At 71.4% G+C, this 16,016-nt stretch carries 15 protein-coding genes and 1 tRNA gene; 9 read left to right on the forward strand and 7 right to left on the reverse strand.

All coding sequences use genetic code 11. From position 1 onward, the window contains the following. Positions 1-10 precede the first annotated feature (10 nt). A complete protein-coding gene (locus tag ACTWM8_RS02420; RefSeq protein ID WP_446212359.1) occupies positions 11-1,219 on the reverse strand; it encodes an alanine racemase in 1,209 nt (402 codons plus the stop codon). 324 nt (positions 1,220-1,543) lie between these two features. Here ACTWM8_RS02420 and tmk point away from each other — a divergent pair, with 324 nt between their 5' ends. The 6 genes from tmk (at position 1,544) to ACTWM8_RS02450 (ending at position 7,354) form a co-directional block, all read left to right on the forward strand. Further along, positions 1,544-3,607: a dTMP kinase gene (gene tmk, locus ACTWM8_RS02425; protein ID WP_446214443.1), complete on the forward strand. Its 2,064-nt coding sequence runs from the start codon at positions 1,544-1,546 to the stop codon at positions 3,605-3,607. Further along, positions 3,607-4,848 carry a DNA polymerase III subunit delta' gene (locus tag ACTWM8_RS02430; protein WP_446212360.1) on the forward strand — a complete coding sequence of 414 codons (1,242 nt, stop codon included), beginning with the start codon at positions 3,607-3,609 and terminating at the stop codon, positions 4,846-4,848. Before tmk ends, ACTWM8_RS02430 begins: the two co-directional genes overlap by 1 nt. A 109-nt stretch (positions 4,849-4,957) precedes the next feature. Further along, positions 4,958-5,284, forward strand: coding sequence for a YbaB/EbfC family nucleoid-associated protein (locus tag ACTWM8_RS02435; protein WP_446212361.1), 327 nt, complete (start codon positions 4,958-4,960; stop codon positions 5,282-5,284). Between the two features lies 1 nt (position 5,285). Beyond that, positions 5,286-5,591, forward strand: coding sequence for a hypothetical protein (locus tag ACTWM8_RS02440; protein ID WP_446212362.1), 306 nt, complete (start codon positions 5,286-5,288; stop codon positions 5,589-5,591). Next, entirely contained in the window at positions 5,591-6,256 is a 666-nt protein-coding gene (locus tag ACTWM8_RS02445) for a hypothetical protein (protein ID WP_446212363.1), read from the forward strand. Before ACTWM8_RS02440 ends, ACTWM8_RS02445 begins: the two co-directional genes overlap by 1 nt. A gap of 258 nt (positions 6,257-6,514) precedes the next feature. After that, positions 6,515-7,354: a PSP1 domain-containing protein gene (locus ACTWM8_RS02450; RefSeq protein ID WP_446212364.1), complete on the forward strand. Its 840-nt coding sequence runs from the start codon at positions 6,515-6,517 to the stop codon at positions 7,352-7,354. 66 nt (positions 7,355-7,420) lie between these two features. Here ACTWM8_RS02450 and ACTWM8_RS02455 read toward each other — a convergent pair whose 3' ends face one another. After that, entirely contained in the window at positions 7,421-9,199 is a 1,779-nt protein-coding gene (locus ACTWM8_RS02455) for a metallophosphoesterase family protein (protein ID WP_446212365.1), read from the reverse strand. 132 nt (positions 9,200-9,331) lie between these two features. Here ACTWM8_RS02455 and ACTWM8_RS02460 point away from each other — a divergent pair. Beyond that, positions 9,332-9,405: transfer RNA gene (locus tag ACTWM8_RS02460), tRNA-Thr, on the forward strand. A 17-nt stretch (positions 9,406-9,422) separates the two neighbouring features. On the opposite strand, the gene ACTWM8_RS02465 is transcribed toward ACTWM8_RS02460, so the two are convergent. The 3 genes from ACTWM8_RS02465 to ACTWM8_RS02475 form a co-directional block, all read right to left on the reverse strand. Beyond that, positions 9,423-9,848, reverse strand: a complete 426-nt coding sequence (locus tag ACTWM8_RS02465; RefSeq protein WP_446212366.1) for a tyrosine-type recombinase/integrase — start codon at positions 9,846-9,848, stop codon at positions 9,423-9,425. 13 nt (positions 9,849-9,861) lie between these two features. After that, a complete protein-coding gene (locus ACTWM8_RS02470; RefSeq protein ID WP_446212367.1) occupies positions 9,862-10,593 on the reverse strand; it encodes a class I SAM-dependent methyltransferase in 732 nt (243 codons plus the stop codon). An 872-nt stretch (positions 10,594-11,465) separates the two neighbouring features. Next, entirely contained in the window at positions 11,466-12,161 is a 696-nt protein-coding gene (locus ACTWM8_RS02475) for a hypothetical protein (RefSeq protein WP_446212368.1), read from the reverse strand. Between the two features lie 810 nt (positions 12,162-12,971). Here ACTWM8_RS02475 and ACTWM8_RS02480 point away from each other — a divergent pair. Next, positions 12,972-13,166 (forward strand): hypothetical protein, encoded by a 195-nt coding sequence (locus ACTWM8_RS02480; protein WP_446212369.1) that lies wholly within the window; start codon positions 12,972-12,974, stop codon positions 13,164-13,166. Between the two features lie 23 nt (positions 13,167-13,189). Here the strand turns inward: ACTWM8_RS02480 and ACTWM8_RS02485 are convergent, their stop codons facing one another. Then, complete coding sequence (locus tag ACTWM8_RS02485; RefSeq protein WP_446212370.1) at positions 13,190-13,822, reverse strand: hypothetical protein; 633 nt, start codon at positions 13,820-13,822, stop codon at positions 13,190-13,192. A gap of 559 nt (positions 13,823-14,381) precedes the next feature. On the opposite strand from ACTWM8_RS02485, the gene ACTWM8_RS02490 reads away from it, so the two are divergent. Then, on the forward strand, positions 14,382-15,044 hold the full coding sequence (locus tag ACTWM8_RS02490) for an HAD family hydrolase (protein WP_446212371.1): 663 nt from the start codon (positions 14,382-14,384) through the stop codon (positions 15,042-15,044). Positions 15,045-15,447: 403 nt separating this feature from the next. Here the strand turns inward: ACTWM8_RS02490 and ACTWM8_RS02495 are convergent, their stop codons facing one another. Then, a complete protein-coding gene (locus ACTWM8_RS02495; protein ID WP_446212372.1) occupies positions 15,448-15,777 on the reverse strand; it encodes a hypothetical protein in 330 nt (109 codons plus the stop codon). Between the last annotated feature and the right edge of the window lie 239 nt (positions 15,778-16,016).

Consider the following 16,016-nt stretch of genomic DNA (forward strand, 5'->3'; position numbering starts at 1 on the left):
GCGGCCCCGGTCAGAGGAAGGCGTGCCCCTCGCCGCGGTAGGTGGGCACGGTGGCGACCACCTCGTCACCGGAGACCAGGTGCAACACGTTGACGTGCTCGCAGAGTTCGCCCGCCTTGGCGTGCCGGAACCACACCCGGTCGCCGACCCGCAGCCCGGCCGCCGCGGCGCCGGCCAGCGGGGTCTGCACCTCACCGGCTCCCTCGGTGCCGACCAGCGTCAGCCCGGCCGGCAGCCAGGGCCGGGGCAGCCGGCTCCGCTCGGCCGGGCCGGAGGCGATCCAGCCGCCGCCGAGCACCGTCGCCAGCTGCGGCGTCGGTCGGCGGACCACGGCGCAGGCGAAGAACGCCGCCGGCGTCGGCTGCCAGGCGCGGTACGCGTCGAACAGCGTCGGCCCGTACAGCCCCGATCCCGAGGTCACCTCGGTGACCGCGGGATCGGCGCTGGTGGCGGCCACGCTGCCGGTGCCGCCGCCGTTGACGAACTCCAGGTCGGCGTGTTCGCGTACCGCCGCGACCGCCGCGCCCCGGCGGGCCAGCAGCTCCCGGTACGACCCGCGCTGCGCCAGCCGGATCGCGGCGCCCATGACGGCCCGCCCCGGCGGCGCGTCACCGAGGCCGGCGATCTGCGCCTCGTACGCCATCAGCCCGACCAGCCGGAAGCCCGGCCGGGCGGCGACGGCGGCGGCGAGCGCGCCGGCGGCCCGGGCGCTGTGCACGGGTGAGCGGCGCACCCCGACGTGGACCCGCCCGCCCAGCGGTCGCCAGGAGGCGTCCAGCTCGAGGCAGACCCGCAGCTCCGGCCGCTGGCCGGGGGCGCGGACCGCGTCGATCAGGTCGAGCTGTTCGGTGCCGTCGATCATCAGGGTGACCGCCGCGGCGAGCGCCGGGTCGGCGGCCAGCTCGGCGAGCGTCGCCCGCTCCGCTGTCGGATATGCGACCAGCGCGTCGTCGGTCACCCCGGAGCGGACCAGCCAGATCGCCTCGGACAGGGTGAACGCCATCACGCCGGCCCAGCCCGGCCGGGCCAGCACCCGGGTGGTCAGTTCCCGGGAGCGGATCGACTTGCTGGCGGCGCGGACCGGCTTGCCGCCCGCCCGGTCGGCCAGCGCGGCGGCGTTGGCGTCGAAGGCCGTGAGGTCGACCACGGCGTACGGCGGGTCGAGGTGGGCGGTCGCCGAGTCGAGGCGCTCGCGCAGGGTGTCGCTGTCGATGGCCACGGGTGCACGCTAACTGTCCGGGATAGTAATGCGAAATACCCTCATGTAACGCCGGGCTGCGGTCGCTGGTCCCGGCGGCCTAGGCTCGGCGAGCAGGAGAATGTCGCCGGTGGGGAGGTCCCCCACCGGGACTAGAGTGTTCCACCGGGACTGCCCAGCGTTGGGCCGGCACGTGGAGGTACGGCCATCGAAAGCCAGAAGAACGGCGAGTCGCCCGGCGTGTCGACGCCCGGGGCGCAGTCCGGCGCAGCCCAGGCCGACCGGTCCGGCGCCGCCGCGATCCGTTCGGTGCTGCGCATCCGGCCGTTCCGTCGGCTCTGGATCGTGCTCGGCGCGGCCGCCTTCGGCGACTGGCTCGGCCTGCTCGCCACCTCCGTCTTCGCCGCCGCCCAGGTCTCCGGCAGCACCGCCAAGGGTGCCGCCTTCGGCACGCTGATCGCGGTCCGGCTGCTGCCGGCGCTGATCCTCGGGCCGGTGGCCGGCGTGCTCGCCGACCGCTTCGACCGGCGCTGGACGATGGTCATCTGCGACCTGCTGCGCTTCGTTCTCTTCGCCTCGATCCCGCTGCTCGCCCTCACCGGGGCCAGCGGTGGCGTGGTGGTCAGCTGGGCGGCGGTCGCCACCTTCCTGATCGAGACCATCACCCTGCTCTGGATCCCGGCCAAGGAGGCCGCGGTCCCCAACCTGATCCCGCGCGCCCGGCTGGAGACCGCCAACCAGCTCACGCTGATCACCACGTACGGGCTGACCCCGGTGGCCGCCGCGATCGGCCTGGCGGTGCTCGACCGCAGCGTCCGCGCGGCGACCGGTGGCGAGATGCCGGGCTGGGCCGAGCCCGCCCAGCTCGCCCTCTGGTTCAACTCCTTCTCCCGGCTGGCCACCGCGCTGGTGGTGGCCTTCGGCATCAAGGAGATCAGCCAGGCGCAGGCCAGCGAGCGGGAACGCACCGAGCAGAGCATGATGCGCCAGTTCACCGAGGGCTGGAAGTTCATCAAGCAGACCCCGCTGGTACGCGGCCTGGTGCTGGGCATCTTCGGCGCGTTCGCCGGCGGCGGCATCGTGATCGGCACCGCCAAGTTCTTCGCCGCCTCGCTCGGCGCCGGCGACGCCGCCTTCTACATGCTCTTCGGGGCGATCTTCATCGGCCTGGCCCTCGGCATCGGGCTCGGCCCGATGATCGTCCGGGACATGTCCCGCCGCCGCTGGTTCGGCATGAGCATCGTGCTGGCCAGCGCGTCCGTGCTGGTGCTCGCCTTCGCCATCCACCTGTCGATGGCCATGCTCGGCGCGATCCTGGTGGGCGCCGGGGCCGGGATGGCCTTCCTCGCCGGCACCACGCTGCTCGGCGGCGAGGTCGCCGACGAGGTGCGCGGCCGGGTCTTCGCGGTGGTGCAGATCGGCACCCGGCTGGTGCTGATCCTGGCCATCGCGCTGAGCAGCCTCCTGGTCGGCGTCGGCGGCTCCCGCAAGCTCACCATCGCCGACCTCGGCGTCTCCGTCTCCTCCACCCGGCTGCTGCTGCTCGCTGCCGGTGCCGCCGGCATCTTCGCCGGGATCAGCGCGTTCGGGCAGATGGACGACAAGAAGGGCGTGCCGGTCCTCGCCGACCTCTGGGGCTCGATCCGGGGCCGCCCGCTGATGCCGGCCGAGCCCTTCGTCTCCACCGGCCTCTTCGTGGTCTTCGAGGGCGGCGAGGGCGCCGGCAAGTCCACCCAGCTCGACACGCTCGCCGAGCGGCTGCGCGGACAGGGCCGGGACGTGGTGGTCACCCGCGAGCCGGGCGCCACCGGGGTGGGCAAGCGGATCCGGTCCCTGGTGCTCGACAACGCCGGCGCCGAGGCACCCTCGCCGCGCGCCGAGGCGCTGCTCTACGCCGCCGACCGGGCGCACCACGTCGCCACCGTGGTCCGCCCGGCGCTGGTCCGGGGCGCGGTGGTGATCAGCGACCGGTACGTCGACTCCTCCCTGGCCTACCAGGGTGCCGGCCGTACGCTGCCGGTCGAGGAGGTCTCCTGGCTCTCCTCGTGGGCCACCGGCGGGCTCAAGCCCGACCTGGTGGTGCTGCTGGACGTCGACCCGCGCACCGGCCTGTCCCGGGTGGAGTCCCGCAACCAGGGCGCCGACCGGCTGGAGGCCGAGTCCCTCGCCTTCCACGAGCGGGTCCGGTACGCCTTCCTCGACCTCGCCGCCAACGACCCGAAGCGCTACCTGGTGCTGGACGCCTCCCGCCCGGCCGAGGAGATCGCCGCCCTGGTCGCCCGCCGGGTCCAGGAGTTCCTGGTGGACCCGGCCGGCATCGTGCACCCGCGCCCCGCCCACGGGCCGGACACCTCGGTGCAGCCCGAGTTATCCGACGCGGAGCTGGTGACGATGGAGCACCCGACCTGATGCCGGACGTCTTCGCCGACCTGGTCGGCCAGGACGAGGCGGTCGCCACGCTGCGCCACGCGGCCGCGGCGGCCGCCGCCGTGCTGCGCGCCGCCCACCCGATCGCCGTCGGATCTGGACAGGCCGGGGTCGAGGGACAGTCGGGGGTTGACCCGGGGGCGGGGATGACCCACGCCTGGATCTTCACCGGCCCGCCCGGCTCCGGCCGGTCGGTGGCCGCCCGCGCCTTCGCCGCCGCGCTGCAGTGCGCGTACGGCACGGGCTGCGGCGAGTGCCCCGGCTGCCACACCACGATGACCGGCACCCACGCCGACGTGCGCCTGGTGGTGCCCGAGGGGCTCTCCATCGGGGTCGGCGAGATGCGCGCGCTGGTGCTCCGGGCGGCCAGCACCCCGTCCGGCGGGCGCTGGCAGATCGTGATCATCGAGGACGCCGACCGGCTCACCGAGGCCGCCGGCAACGCCCTGCTCAAGGCGATCGAGGAGCCGCCGCCGCGGACCGTCTTCCTGCTCTGCGCCCCGTCCACCCACCCGGACGACGTGTCGGTGACCATCCGGTCGCGCTGTCGGGTCGTACCGCTGCGGCAGCCGCCGGCCGCCGCGGTGGCCGAGGTGCTGGTGCGCCGGGACGGCATCGCGCCCGACGTGGCGCAGTGGGCGGCGGCGGCCGCGCAGGGGCACGTCGGGCGGGCCCGGCGGCTGGCCCGCGACCCCGAGGCGCGACAGCGCCGGGACGCGGTGCTGGCGGTGCCCCGCCGGCTGACCGGCGTCGGCGCGGCGCTCGACGCGGCGTCGGCCCTGATCGAGGCGGCCGAGGCGGAGGCCGAGGCGTCCGTGGCCGAGGCCGACGCGGCCGAACGGGCGGCGTTGCAGACCGCGCTCGGCGCGGGCGGCACCGGGCGCGGCGCGGCCGGCGCCATGCGCGGCGCCGCCGGGCAGCTCAAGGACCTGGAGAAGCGGCAGAAGTCACGGGCCACCCGCGCCCAGCGGGACGCGCTGGACCGGGCCCTGGTCGACCTGGCCGGCTTCTACCGGGACGCGCTCACCATGGCGCTGCGCGCCCCGGTGGCCCCGGTGCACACCGACACCGCCGCGATGGCCGAGGCCGGCGCGCAGAAGTGGGACGCCGAGGGCGCGCTGCGGCGGTTGGAGGCCGTGCTGGAGTGCCGGGCGGCGATCGAGGCGAACGTCAAGCCCCGGATCGCGGTCGAGGCGATGATGCTCACCCTCTGGAAGGGATAGTTTCCGCTGTCCACAGGCATCGACAGGTGTCACGGGCGTGCGGTACGGTCCGGTGTGCCGTGGTGACGGTGAGGGCACACAGGGTGATGGTCGGCCGGGGGGAGAACCGATGCCGCGCGAGATCGACGAGGCGTGGATCGAGGAGGCGGTGCGGCGCTACCGCCGGATCGAGTCCCTCCAGGCCGAGTTCGACCAGGCGGTCAACACCGTCGAGGTCACCGTCCGGTCGCCGGACGGGCTGGTCGAGGTGGTGGTGACCGCCGGCGGCCGGATCACCGACGTCCGCTTCCTCGGGCCGCTGCACTCCCGCCACCCGCGCGACGTCGCCGGCTCGGTGCAGGCCGCCGTCGCCGCCGCGGCGGACGCCGCGCGGTGGGCCCGGGAGAAGCTGCACAACGAGACCTTCGCGGCGTACCGGCCGCTGGCGGGGGCCTGAGATGGACGCGCTGCGCGCCCTCGCCGCCCGCCTGGAGGAGGCGAGCGACACGCTGTCCGTGCTCGCCCGCACGGTGACCGCCACCGACCCGGCCCACCCGGCCTTCGGCGCGGACGCCCCGGGCCGCCCCGGCGAGGTCGGCCGGGCGCTGCACCGGCAGTGGACCGCCGCCACCGGCGACCGGGCCCGGGAGGCGGGGGCGGCCGCCGCCCGGCTCGCCGCCGCGGCCGCCGCCGTCCGCAGCGCCGCCGACCGCTACGCCGGCACCGACGACACCGCCCGCCGACGGCTGTTCGAGGAGCCCTGATGGACGCCCTGGACCGGCTCGCCGAGCCCGGCCTGGAGCTGCTGCGCCGGGTCGACCACCTGCTCGCCGCCGGCGCTCCCGAGGGCCACCGGCTCTGGCCGCTGCTGCGCCGGATGCAGGTGCTGCCCGGCGACGCGCTGCGCGCCTTCCTCGACCTGCACCCGGCGCCGCTGACGACCGCCGGGCACGCCGTGCGCCGGCTCGTCCGGGGGTACGACGACGCGTGCGCCGCCCTCGCCGATCCGGGCTTGTGGTCCGGCCCGGCCGCCGCCGCGTACGACGAGGCCCGCTCGGCGCTGCTGCGCCACCTCGACGAGGGGCCGGAGAGCCTGGTCGGGCGGATCGAGTCGACCGCCGGGTACGCCGACGCGCTCGCCCACTGGGTGGAGGGCAGCCGGCTGGCGGTGGCCCGGGTCCTCGCCGAGGTGCTCGGCTCCACCGAGGCGGTACGCGTCCTCGCCGCGACCGCGCCGGGGGGCGACTCCGCCACCGGCACCGGCGCGGCGGCGGAGATCGCCACGCGGGTGCTCGCGGTGCTCGGGGTGGCGTACGACGGCGCGGAGACGCTACTGCGCCAGTGGTCGCCGAGCCTGGCCGAGTCGACCTGGCGGGCGTCGACCGGCGGCCCGGTCCGCTACGACAGCACCACCCGGGTGGGTCACTGACCGGGTGGTCCACGGCGCCGCGCGGCGCCCGGCCTGGACCGGGGCCCGGCGGCGGCGCCGTGGCCATTCCCTGCACCCCCCGCAGGTCTGCCTCCACTCAACGCCTCCACCGGGGCGTTTGTCCCGCCCGGGGGCCCGATTCAGCCGTCCGGGCGAGGCCCAAGGGAACGAGTCGACGATCGTGGATGACTGCACGGGGTAACCGCCTGGCGACGGGTGGCCGGGCCGGCGCCGGTCGTCCGTCGTAGGGTGGACCGCATGGGCATGCTCTGCGCGGTCAGCTTCAACCGGTACGGGCGCCTCTACTACCTCGACCCGGGTGAGCTGCAGCCGCAGGTCGGCGACCGGGTGCTGGTCCCGACCGACGACGGGCCCGAGGTGGCCGAGTGCGTCTGGGCGGCTCAGTGGGTGTCGGAGGAGACCGACGGCTTCCCGAAGCTGGCCGGACTGGCCGAGGAGGAGGACCTGCGTCGCGACGAGGTGTTGCGCCGGCGCAAGGCCGAGGCGAAGGTGGCCGCCAAGCGGCTGATCCGGGAGCACGGGCTCCCGATGAAGGTCGTCGCCGTGGACCACGTCCTGGGCGAGGGGGAGGTCGGCGGCGACCGGACCACCGTCTACTTCACCGCTCCGCACCGGGTGGACTTCCGCTCCCTGGTCCGCGACCTCGGCGCGACCCTGCGCTGCCGGGTCGAGCTGCGCCAGCTCTCCGCCCGGGACTCGGCGCGGGTTCAGGGTGGCATCGGCTCCTGCGGTCGCGACCTGTGCTGCGCCACCTTCCTCAACGACTTCGAGCCGGTGACCATCCGGATGGCGAAGGACCAGGACCTGCCGCTCAACCCGCTGCGGATCTCCGGCGCCTGCGGCCGGCTGATGTGCTGCCTGAAGTACGAGCACCCGCTCTACCAGCGCTTCCAGGAGTCCGCCCCGCCGGTCGGCAGCCGGGTCTCCACGCCCGCGGGCGACGGCAAGGTGGTCGGGCACAGCGTCCCCCGGGACGCGGTCACGGTACGGCTGGACGCCGACGGCTCCCGCTGCTCCTGCTCCCGCGCCTCGGTCTGCGCCCCCCGCCAGGCCCACGACCAGCACTACTCGGCCTGATCCCCCGCCCTCCTCTCTCCGTCTCCGTCTCCGTTGATCATGAAGTTAGCGGCGGAGTCGTTCTCTTCAACCGCGGCCAGCTTCATGATCAACGCGGGTTGAGGGGCCGTCGAGGGTGACCGGGGGTTCGGCCAGGCGGGGGGTGAGGGTGGTCTTCGGGGTGAGCCAGGAGGTGGTGGGGGACTGGTCGGGGTTCAACTGCCAGTCCCGGGACACCCGGTCGACCGCGATCGGGTAGATGGTCAGCGAGCCGTCCGGGTCGATCCGCATCCGCAGGAACGACTTGGAGTCCTCGATGCCCTGGCCGGCGAAGAGCTCGTTGACGTTCACCCCGAACGCCCCCGCCACCAGCAGGTACGCCGCCACCACCTGGCTGGACACCAGGCCGATCACCGGGCCGTAGACGACCGCCGCGGCGACCGCCGGCAGCGGCCAGGGCCAGTCGTAGAAGGGCAGCGCCAGCCAGGCCCAGGTGCCGGCGGCGGCCAGCGCCACCTGCGCCAGCCCGTGGCTCACCCCGAGGATCCAGTGCCGGACGTGCCGTTTCCCGCCGGCGCTCGGTGGCTTGGCGAAGAAGGCCGCCCCGAGCAGCGTCACCCCCAACATGATCACCAACGGGACGCTGAACAGCCGCTGCTCGGTGCTGCCCGTCCGGTTCGCCGTCACCCCGGCCATGGCCAGCATGAGCAGCGTGTGCAGGGCCCCGAGGAGGGTGGTGAAACCCGGGTTGCGGAACGGCAGCCGGGGGAAGATCCCCCAGCCGTACCGCCGGGACCGGGCCGCGTCCGGGTAGCGGGCGACCAGGTCGTACGGGCGGGTGGCGCTGGCCCGGCGGGACAGGGTGTCCTTCGGCGGCACCTCGATCCGCTCCGGCAGCTTGTGCGTCGGGTACAGGTACGCCCCGCCGCCCCCGCAGGTGATGAGCTGCCGCTCCGGGCCGGCGTACCGGGCGTAGTGGTGCAGGTCGCCGGAGATGAGCAGCCGCACGTGCGCGCCGGTGGGGGCGAGGATCGTCCGGATGAAGTAGTCGATCGAGTCGTACGCGGTGGGATGGTCGACGGACTTGACCCACGTCGGCGCCGGCACCGCCAGGATGATCATGCTCTGCGGGCCCAGTCGGCGGGCCACCTCGTCGAAGTAGGCCAGCTGCGGGTCGTCCAGGTACGACCCGGACTGGTCGTCGAGGCCGAGCAGCCACCAGTCGGCCGGCAGCTCCACCGCGAAGTACGAGCGGGACTGCCCGGTGCCCCAACCGCCGAAGTGCCGGTCCCGGGACCGGACGAACAGGCGCAGGAAGGCGGTCAGGCCGTCGTACCAGTCGTGGTTGCCGGGCACGGCGAAAAGCGTCGGTCGCTCGGGCGGCGCCACCGGCAGCGCGGCCTGGTACGGCCCCTTGCACCGGTCCTCGTACGCCTCGTACGCCGCCGACGGGTAGACCTGGTCGCCCCCCATCACCAGGGTCTGCGCCCGGGGCAGCCGGTGCCCGTCCACCTCCAGCTCCCGCTGCGCGAGCAGGTACGCCACCGAGTAGGTGGCGTTGAAGCCGTCGCCCAGGTCGGCCACGTAGTCCAGCCAGAGCCCGCCGTCCGGTCCGACCTGCCGGGCGATCTTGGAATCCAGCGCGTTCTGCAGCTCCCGCTTGTCCAGGTACGCCCCGAACAGCATCGCCAGCAGCGTCCGGATGCCGGTGCTGATCAGCAGGAACGGCGCCAGCCAGGGCACCGGCTTACGCGGGGTGAAGCCCAGCTCCACCGGGTCGAGGCTGAGCGGCCGGCGGGCCGCCCGCTCGCCGGGGGCGTGCTCGGCGGGAACGTCGGACCCGGACGTGGGGTGATCGTCGGTCACCCGCCGGAGCGTAGCGCCGACGAGCCGCTACCGCTGTCCGGCGAACGACCGATCGCGTCCGATGTCCGGGTTCCCGGGTGGGGGAACCCCCTCGGCTGGTGGGCGGGCCGTGCCGTACACTTGACGATCGTTGCCGCCTTAGCTCAGTCGGCTAGAGCGACGCACTCGTAATGCGTAGGTCGACGGTTCGATTCCGTCAGGCGGCTCGGTACAGAAGCCCAGGTCAACGGCCTGGGCTTCGCCGTTTTCCAAGGTCGACAACCCCGCCGCCGGCCGTGCCAGTCCGCAAATAGTCCGCATCCCGTGCGGCGACCGCCTCGTCCAGCCGGTTGGCGACGGCGTCCAGGTCGTCACCGAACAGGCCCGCGTACACGTCCAGGGTCATCGACGCCGAGGCGTGCCCGAGCATCCGCTGCACCGCTTTGACGTTGGCGCCTGCCGCCACGGCCAGGCTGGCGGCCGTGTGCCGAAGGTCGTGCGGAGTCAGCCCGGCCAGCCCGACCGATGCCGCTGCTGGTGCGAAGACTCGCGACCGGAAGTTGGTGTTGCGCAGCGGCCCACCGTTCGGAGCGGTGAACACCAGCTCGTCGCGGCGCTTGCCGGCCACGTGCGCGGCCAGCTCGTCGACGAGAAAGCGAGGGATCGGCACCTTGGATAAGCGGTCACCGCAGCACGAGCAGGTCGAGACCGTCGATTACCGGTCCGGTCGCGGTCTCCGCGGCCTCGCGCATGCGGCGCAGACCCGCCGCGTACGCCTCATCGGTGATCAGCTGCAACGGTGTGTGCGCCTCGCGCCGCAGGCTCGCGACGGCGTCCCGCAGGGACGGCGCGGTCGTCTGCGGAACCTGCACGAAGCCTGCGGTGGTGAACCCGGTGATCGCGAACGCCGCCTCGACGTCCGCCACCCTCGGATAGCGGTCGAGCACAGCGATCGCCTCGGGGAAGTAGCGGAACAGCGTGATCGCCTCGTGCCGGCCGGCGAACGCGGACCGGATCAGGACCGGCCCGTCCGGCTTCAGCACCCGGCGCACCTCGCGGGCGGCCGCGGTCAGGTCGGGGATGTGGTGGACGACGGTGGACAGCCACACCGCGTCGACGGTCGCGTCGTCCAGCGGGATGTCCCCGGCCTCGCCGGCAAGAACCGGCCGATGCTCGGCACGGTCCCGCATCGCCGCGGACGGCTCCACCCCGATCACCTCGGCCTCCGGCCACCAGATCCGGAACGCGCGCGACCAACTGCCGGTGCCGCACCCAAGGTCAAGCAGGCGGGTCCCTGAGCGCGGATCGAGGTGCCGGGTGATCGCGTCCCGCCAAACGCCGAGAGCGTCTTCCGACAGGTGCCGGGTCGCCTCGAAGGCTGCGGCGTCCACATTGTCGTACGCGATGAGGGCCATCCGATGACCCAACCCGGCACGACGCCGTCAAGACAAGATCGGAGCGAGAAACTGTGACGAACCAAGCACGGTCAGAGAGAACGCGTCCTGAGCGTCCTGAGCGTAGGGGCATGCACGTGACGTTCAACAGCGCTCGTACATTCCTGCCTGACCATGGCACAGACTCCATCGGGCACCTTCGAAGCTTTTGACGACCGCTTGAGTTGTCGCCGGCAGGTGCAGCAGACAATTTCAGTAGGCCCATATGATCTGCCCGGCAGGCGAAGATCAGACGCACTCTTCTAGCCGCGATGCGCGCCCCTGTCGCGGACCGTGAGGGCCTCCGCGACTCCTCTTGAGGATCATGTCGGGCATCAGGTGGGACGCGAGCGTCAAGCATCTCCCGTGACGGGACACTGACCTAGCCGAAGCGTTTGCCGAATTGCGCTCTATGAGATCAAGGCGGCCCGCAGAGCGGGCCGCGCCGGCCCGGCCCCGGCCTGCTGGCGACCTCCGGCCGGCATCGGCCGGGCCGGCCGGCCACGCTGCGGAGCATCAAGAGCATGAGAGGCTGAGCCGGGACGATCGCCATCGGGGTTGCTCGCCGTCGATGGTGGGGCGATCGCTGCCGCGCAGCAGAGCTGCTTGCCTCCGAGTCACGCGGGCACTCTCCGCGGTTCGATGACGCCGAGGACCAGGGCGTGACCCATCCCCCGAGTGCCTGATCCTTTACACCACCCGGCCGGCGTCAAGGGCGCTGCACGTCGGCGCGCCGATGGCCTACGGCCACCCTTGACCCCGACCGGGCGCCGCAGTCCTTGGCACCTATCCGGGGGACGGGGGCAGAGTGGCGGCCACCTTTCGCAGGCAGGCCGGACGGGTCTACGACTGCCTCAGATCGGGCTCGTGACGAGGAGGCCCCTGTGGTGGCTCCAAAGCCACTGTAGGTACTGCTGCACTTCCTCCGGCTTGGCGACCCATCCGTTGTCCATGTAGTTGAGGATGCGTTTGATCTCGCCGGGTACGAGGTCGTAGGCGGTCGCTCCGGTTTCCGGGACGGGTGTGTCAGGGGGCACGGTCACGGGGAGCGGGATCATGGGGAGGCGAAATCCACTCCTGGTGAATGCTTTGAGGACCGTGAGGTAGGCGCGGGCCAGGTGGTAGGGGGAGACAGCGAGCGCGAGGCTGGTGATGCCGCGGGCTTGGACCTGGTTGACGATCCATGCGGCCTGCAAGCCGGTGTTGGGGGCCGGCTCGGTCTGGATGTAGACCCCATTGACGCGACGAAGGCCGAGGCTCCGTAGGTAGTCGAGCGTGACCTCGACGTAGGTCTCTTCATCCGGGTTCCCGTTTGCCACTAGAAGGTGGCGGTGCGCTGGGTTCGCCTCCCAGTTGCGGATCGCATGAGTGAGACGCCATTCTTCGCCCTGACCGGTGGCTACCACGAGCGCGTCGACGTGGTCGGCGGCTGACTGGGGCAGCGTCAGGATCACCGTGAGGGCTTTCATGACCTCCAGGAACTGGCCGGGTGTGAAGTCGGCTAGATCCTCTTCCGCCACAATCCGAGGCGTCGCCTTGTTGGGATTCACCGACCCGCCCTGGCCGCGTCGTCGTGAAGACCGGTGCGCAAGTCCAGGGAAGCCAGGTCGTCGGGTTGAGGTAGGGAGATCATGCACGCGATCTTTCCAGCCCTCATTGAAGCCATGAGCCCGACCACTTCCCAGTGAGGCGGCGGGATCGCCTTGACGTGCAAGGCAGGGTCGAGCATGTCTGCCTCCTGACCGCGAGCGGTCCGCATCTAGTCCGCAAGAGGTCGGCGGACGGCGGGGGAGTGGTGTGAGATGTCGAGAGGCATTTCCGCTGCTAGACCCCCATGCGCCCAGGTCGTCGGCGCTGAAAATCTGATCTCGTAATGCGTAGGTCGACGGTTCGATTCCGTCAAGCGGCTCGGTACAGAAGCCCAGGTCATCGGCCTGGGCTTCGCCATTTCCCGAGGTCGATCACGTCGCCGCTGGCGCGTCGAGTCCTTGAATAGTCCTTGTCCTTTCGGTGGCCGGTCCCGGTGGAACGGGCGAGGGTTGCGCCTCGGGAAGGTGCGGCGACCGCCTCGTCTAGCCGGTTAGCGACTGCGTCCAGGTCGTCACCGAACAGCCCCGCGTACATGTCCAGCGTCATCGACGCCGACGCGTGCCCGAGCATCCGCTGCACCGCCTTGACGTTGGCACCCGCGCGGAGACGACCATCGGAGCCTTGACGTCGTCCGCGCATGCCTCGCCACCGGGCGAGCCCTCGCCATCGTCAGCAACAACTCCACCGCAGCCATCAGCGCCTACCTCGCACGCCGTAACCGCGCCCGGCACTTTGCCGCCGTCATCGGACGGGGTGAGTGCCCGGACCTGATGAAACCCACGACCAGCGGATCAGCGCGGTTGTTCGACTCGACGCTGGCCGGCGACGAGCTGGAGCACGAACACCACCACCTCAAGGTCGACGTAGCTCCTGGCACCTACCTGATCCGCACTGCCTACGTTGAGCCCGAGGAGGGGACAGCGCTGGTGCTGGTTCAACTGGCCGAGCACCCGCTGACAGCTTGAGCGCCGCGTGGCCTAGCTAACCGTCACTGTCCGAGCTGCACGTGGTTGCTTGCGGTCTTGACCAGCCGCGCGATCTTGAGCAGGTTCCAGGCCTGGTAGTAGGCGCCCTGGTCGTGGTGCCAGAGATCGGATCTGACGCGTCGTTGGAGCTCGGTCACGGTGGCGTCTACGAGTTGTCGCTGCTGTGGTGCCAAGTCACCGTCCGCCGACAGGACAGCGGTTACGAGGGTGCCGAGCGTGGTGGCGATCTCGTCAGATGTCGCCGTCAACGCGGGAAGGCCGTTACGGCTCCAATACCTCAGGGCGTATAGGGCGGCGGGCCTGGCTGCGCCGTACCAGATCCGCGGAAAACCGGTCGGGTTGACCTCGTTGATGGGAGGGATCCGTTGGCCGCGCTGCTTGGCCTGACGGCGCTTCCGGGCGTAGTCCCGCATGTCGGCATGCCATCCGGAACGGCTTGTGATCAGGACGTCGAGCGCCTTCAGGAGGGCAGCCTCATCGCGCTGGTAGGGGCCGGCGATCTCTTCAAGGAAACCCAGCGTCGCGTGGAAACCGATCGGACGGTAGAGCTGAACGCAGGACCGCAGCGCCGACACTCGCCGGCCATAGGGGAGTGACCTGTCGCGAACCTTCCGGGCGTAGTTGCCGAAACTCACCGAGCGAGACTAGCCGCAGGCGTGAAGCATGTAGTGGTCGCGAGTGTCATGCACGCCCGTGACGGGACACGCGGTGGCGGCGCGTGTGGCCGGGTGCAACTGCCGAATTGCGCTCTATCAGATCAAGGCGGCCCGCAAGCGGGCCGCGCCGGCCCGGCCCCGGCCTGCTGGCGGCCTCCGGCCGGCATCGGCCGGGCCGGCCGGCCACGCTTGGAAGTCGCAGGATCAGAAGACCTCGGGGCTCCGCCCCGAACCCCGGCCCTCCTCAGAGATCAGTCTCGGATCTCCTCGTCGGGCACCCCAAGGGCTACCAGCCTCCCCGGATGGGGTCCAGGTCGTTCGTCCGGTAGGGCGCTCCACCTGGACCCCGTCCGGGGAGGCTGGACGGTCTGCAACTGCCCGACGAGGAGATCCTCAGCATCCGGACGCCCAGGTCACTGGCAGTTTCACGAACGTTCACCCGGAGTCCGGCCGACAGAGTCCGCGCTATCCCACCAGGCATCCACAACCATGCACGAAGTCGTACGCTGGGCTCGTGATTCGGGCTGTAATCGTGGACGTGGACGACACTCTGTGCCTTACGCAGGCCGCCTCGTTTGTACTGGAGAACGAAGTTCTGGCGGAGATGGGCCGGCCTCCTATGCCACGGGAGTTGCATCTGGCCACCTGGGGTGCACCGCTGCTAGACGCCATGCCCAAGCGGTCGCCGGGTATCGACATGGTCCGGTTTTCGGCGCTCTATCAGAGCGCGCTGGAACAGTGCATCGCTGATGGCCGTCTGGACGTGATCCCGCCGGAGAACCTGGTCGCCCTGGACGAGTTCGTGTTGACCGGTCGGGCGGTGTTCCTGTTGACGTCGCGCACCGAGGTCGAGGTTCGGCACATGTTGGAGCCGGATCACGTCCTGGCCGAGCGGATCAGTGGCATCTACCACGCCGGTAACACGCGTTTCCGTAAGCCCGATCCGCGTGCCTTTGACGAGTTGCTGGCGGCGACCGGATTACCGCCGGGCCAGTGCGTGTACGTGGGGGACTCACCGGGGGACGCCTTGGCCGCGGGGGGCGCGGGTATGCACTTCGTCGGCTGCCTGCAAAGCGGGATCCGGGAGCCGGCGGATTTCGACCACCGTCATGTCGACGCTTTCATCGATGCCTTTCCCGAGATCGTTGATGTGGTTCAGCGACTCGAGCAGGATTCAGTGTCGACGACGTCCAGCCGGTAGCCGGCGACGAGGCGGTGGTGCATCCACCTGTGTGTATTAATCGGTACCCATCATGCGTCGCGGTGTTACTCGCTGGTCGCCGGTACAGCCATTGATACAGCCAAGCCGGTCGACGCGCGGCGGGGGGAGAGCGACGTCGGCCGACGATCTGTGCAGGTCAGCGACGCTAGCCGACATCGACCGACAGTGGTCTTGATCTTTGCAAGGCAGGGGTCGGCGATCGCGCCCGGCCGGCGGTCGCGGCGAGCACCCAGCGTGCCATTGGCGTGCCATTGGGCGAGGACAACAGGGGCCAGCCGAGGCCACGAGGGACTGCCGAGACCAAGCCGCCAAACCGATGGCCTCCCGGAGATCGACAATTCCCAAGCTGACAGTCCGTGCAGACGGGCTAGCCCGTCGCCGGCTACGAGAGTTGGTCCTCATCACCGAGGTTCAGCATGAACGGCGATCCGGGATGATCCGGCTGCCACCCAAGGTCAAGCGCTTGCCGTATGGCACTGGCGACCGCCGAAGGCAGCACCGGAGACGCCGGAGCGTTCATCCAGTTGCCCGGATGAGGGGACGCCAGCCAGACGACGAGGGTGGCACAGCCAGGCGGGTCCGTCCGCTCAACAGCAAAGCTCAGCGGCGACCAGGTTAAGCCCTGGCTGTACGTCGGCTTCCGGCGGACGAACCAGCGATAACCCTTGCCATCGACAACGATCGGCCTACTGCCTCGCTTGTTGAGCGCCACCGATCTTCCCGCCATGTCATGGCAGCATTTCGCAGCCGTACAGCCATTCGTACAGCCAACACGGTCAGCCAAGGCCGACGTGATCCGACAGCGGCACACGCCTTGAGCAGGGGCAGGGTACCGCGACCAGTCATCCGCGATCTTCTTCTAATCCCCAGGCCGCTCCGGGCAGCCAGCGCTTGACAACCGCCATTGAGACTCGTCCGGTGGGCGCTCCACCTTGTCGCCCTGACCCTGGC

The organism is Micromonospora sp. IBSANI012, assembly GCF_052814045.1.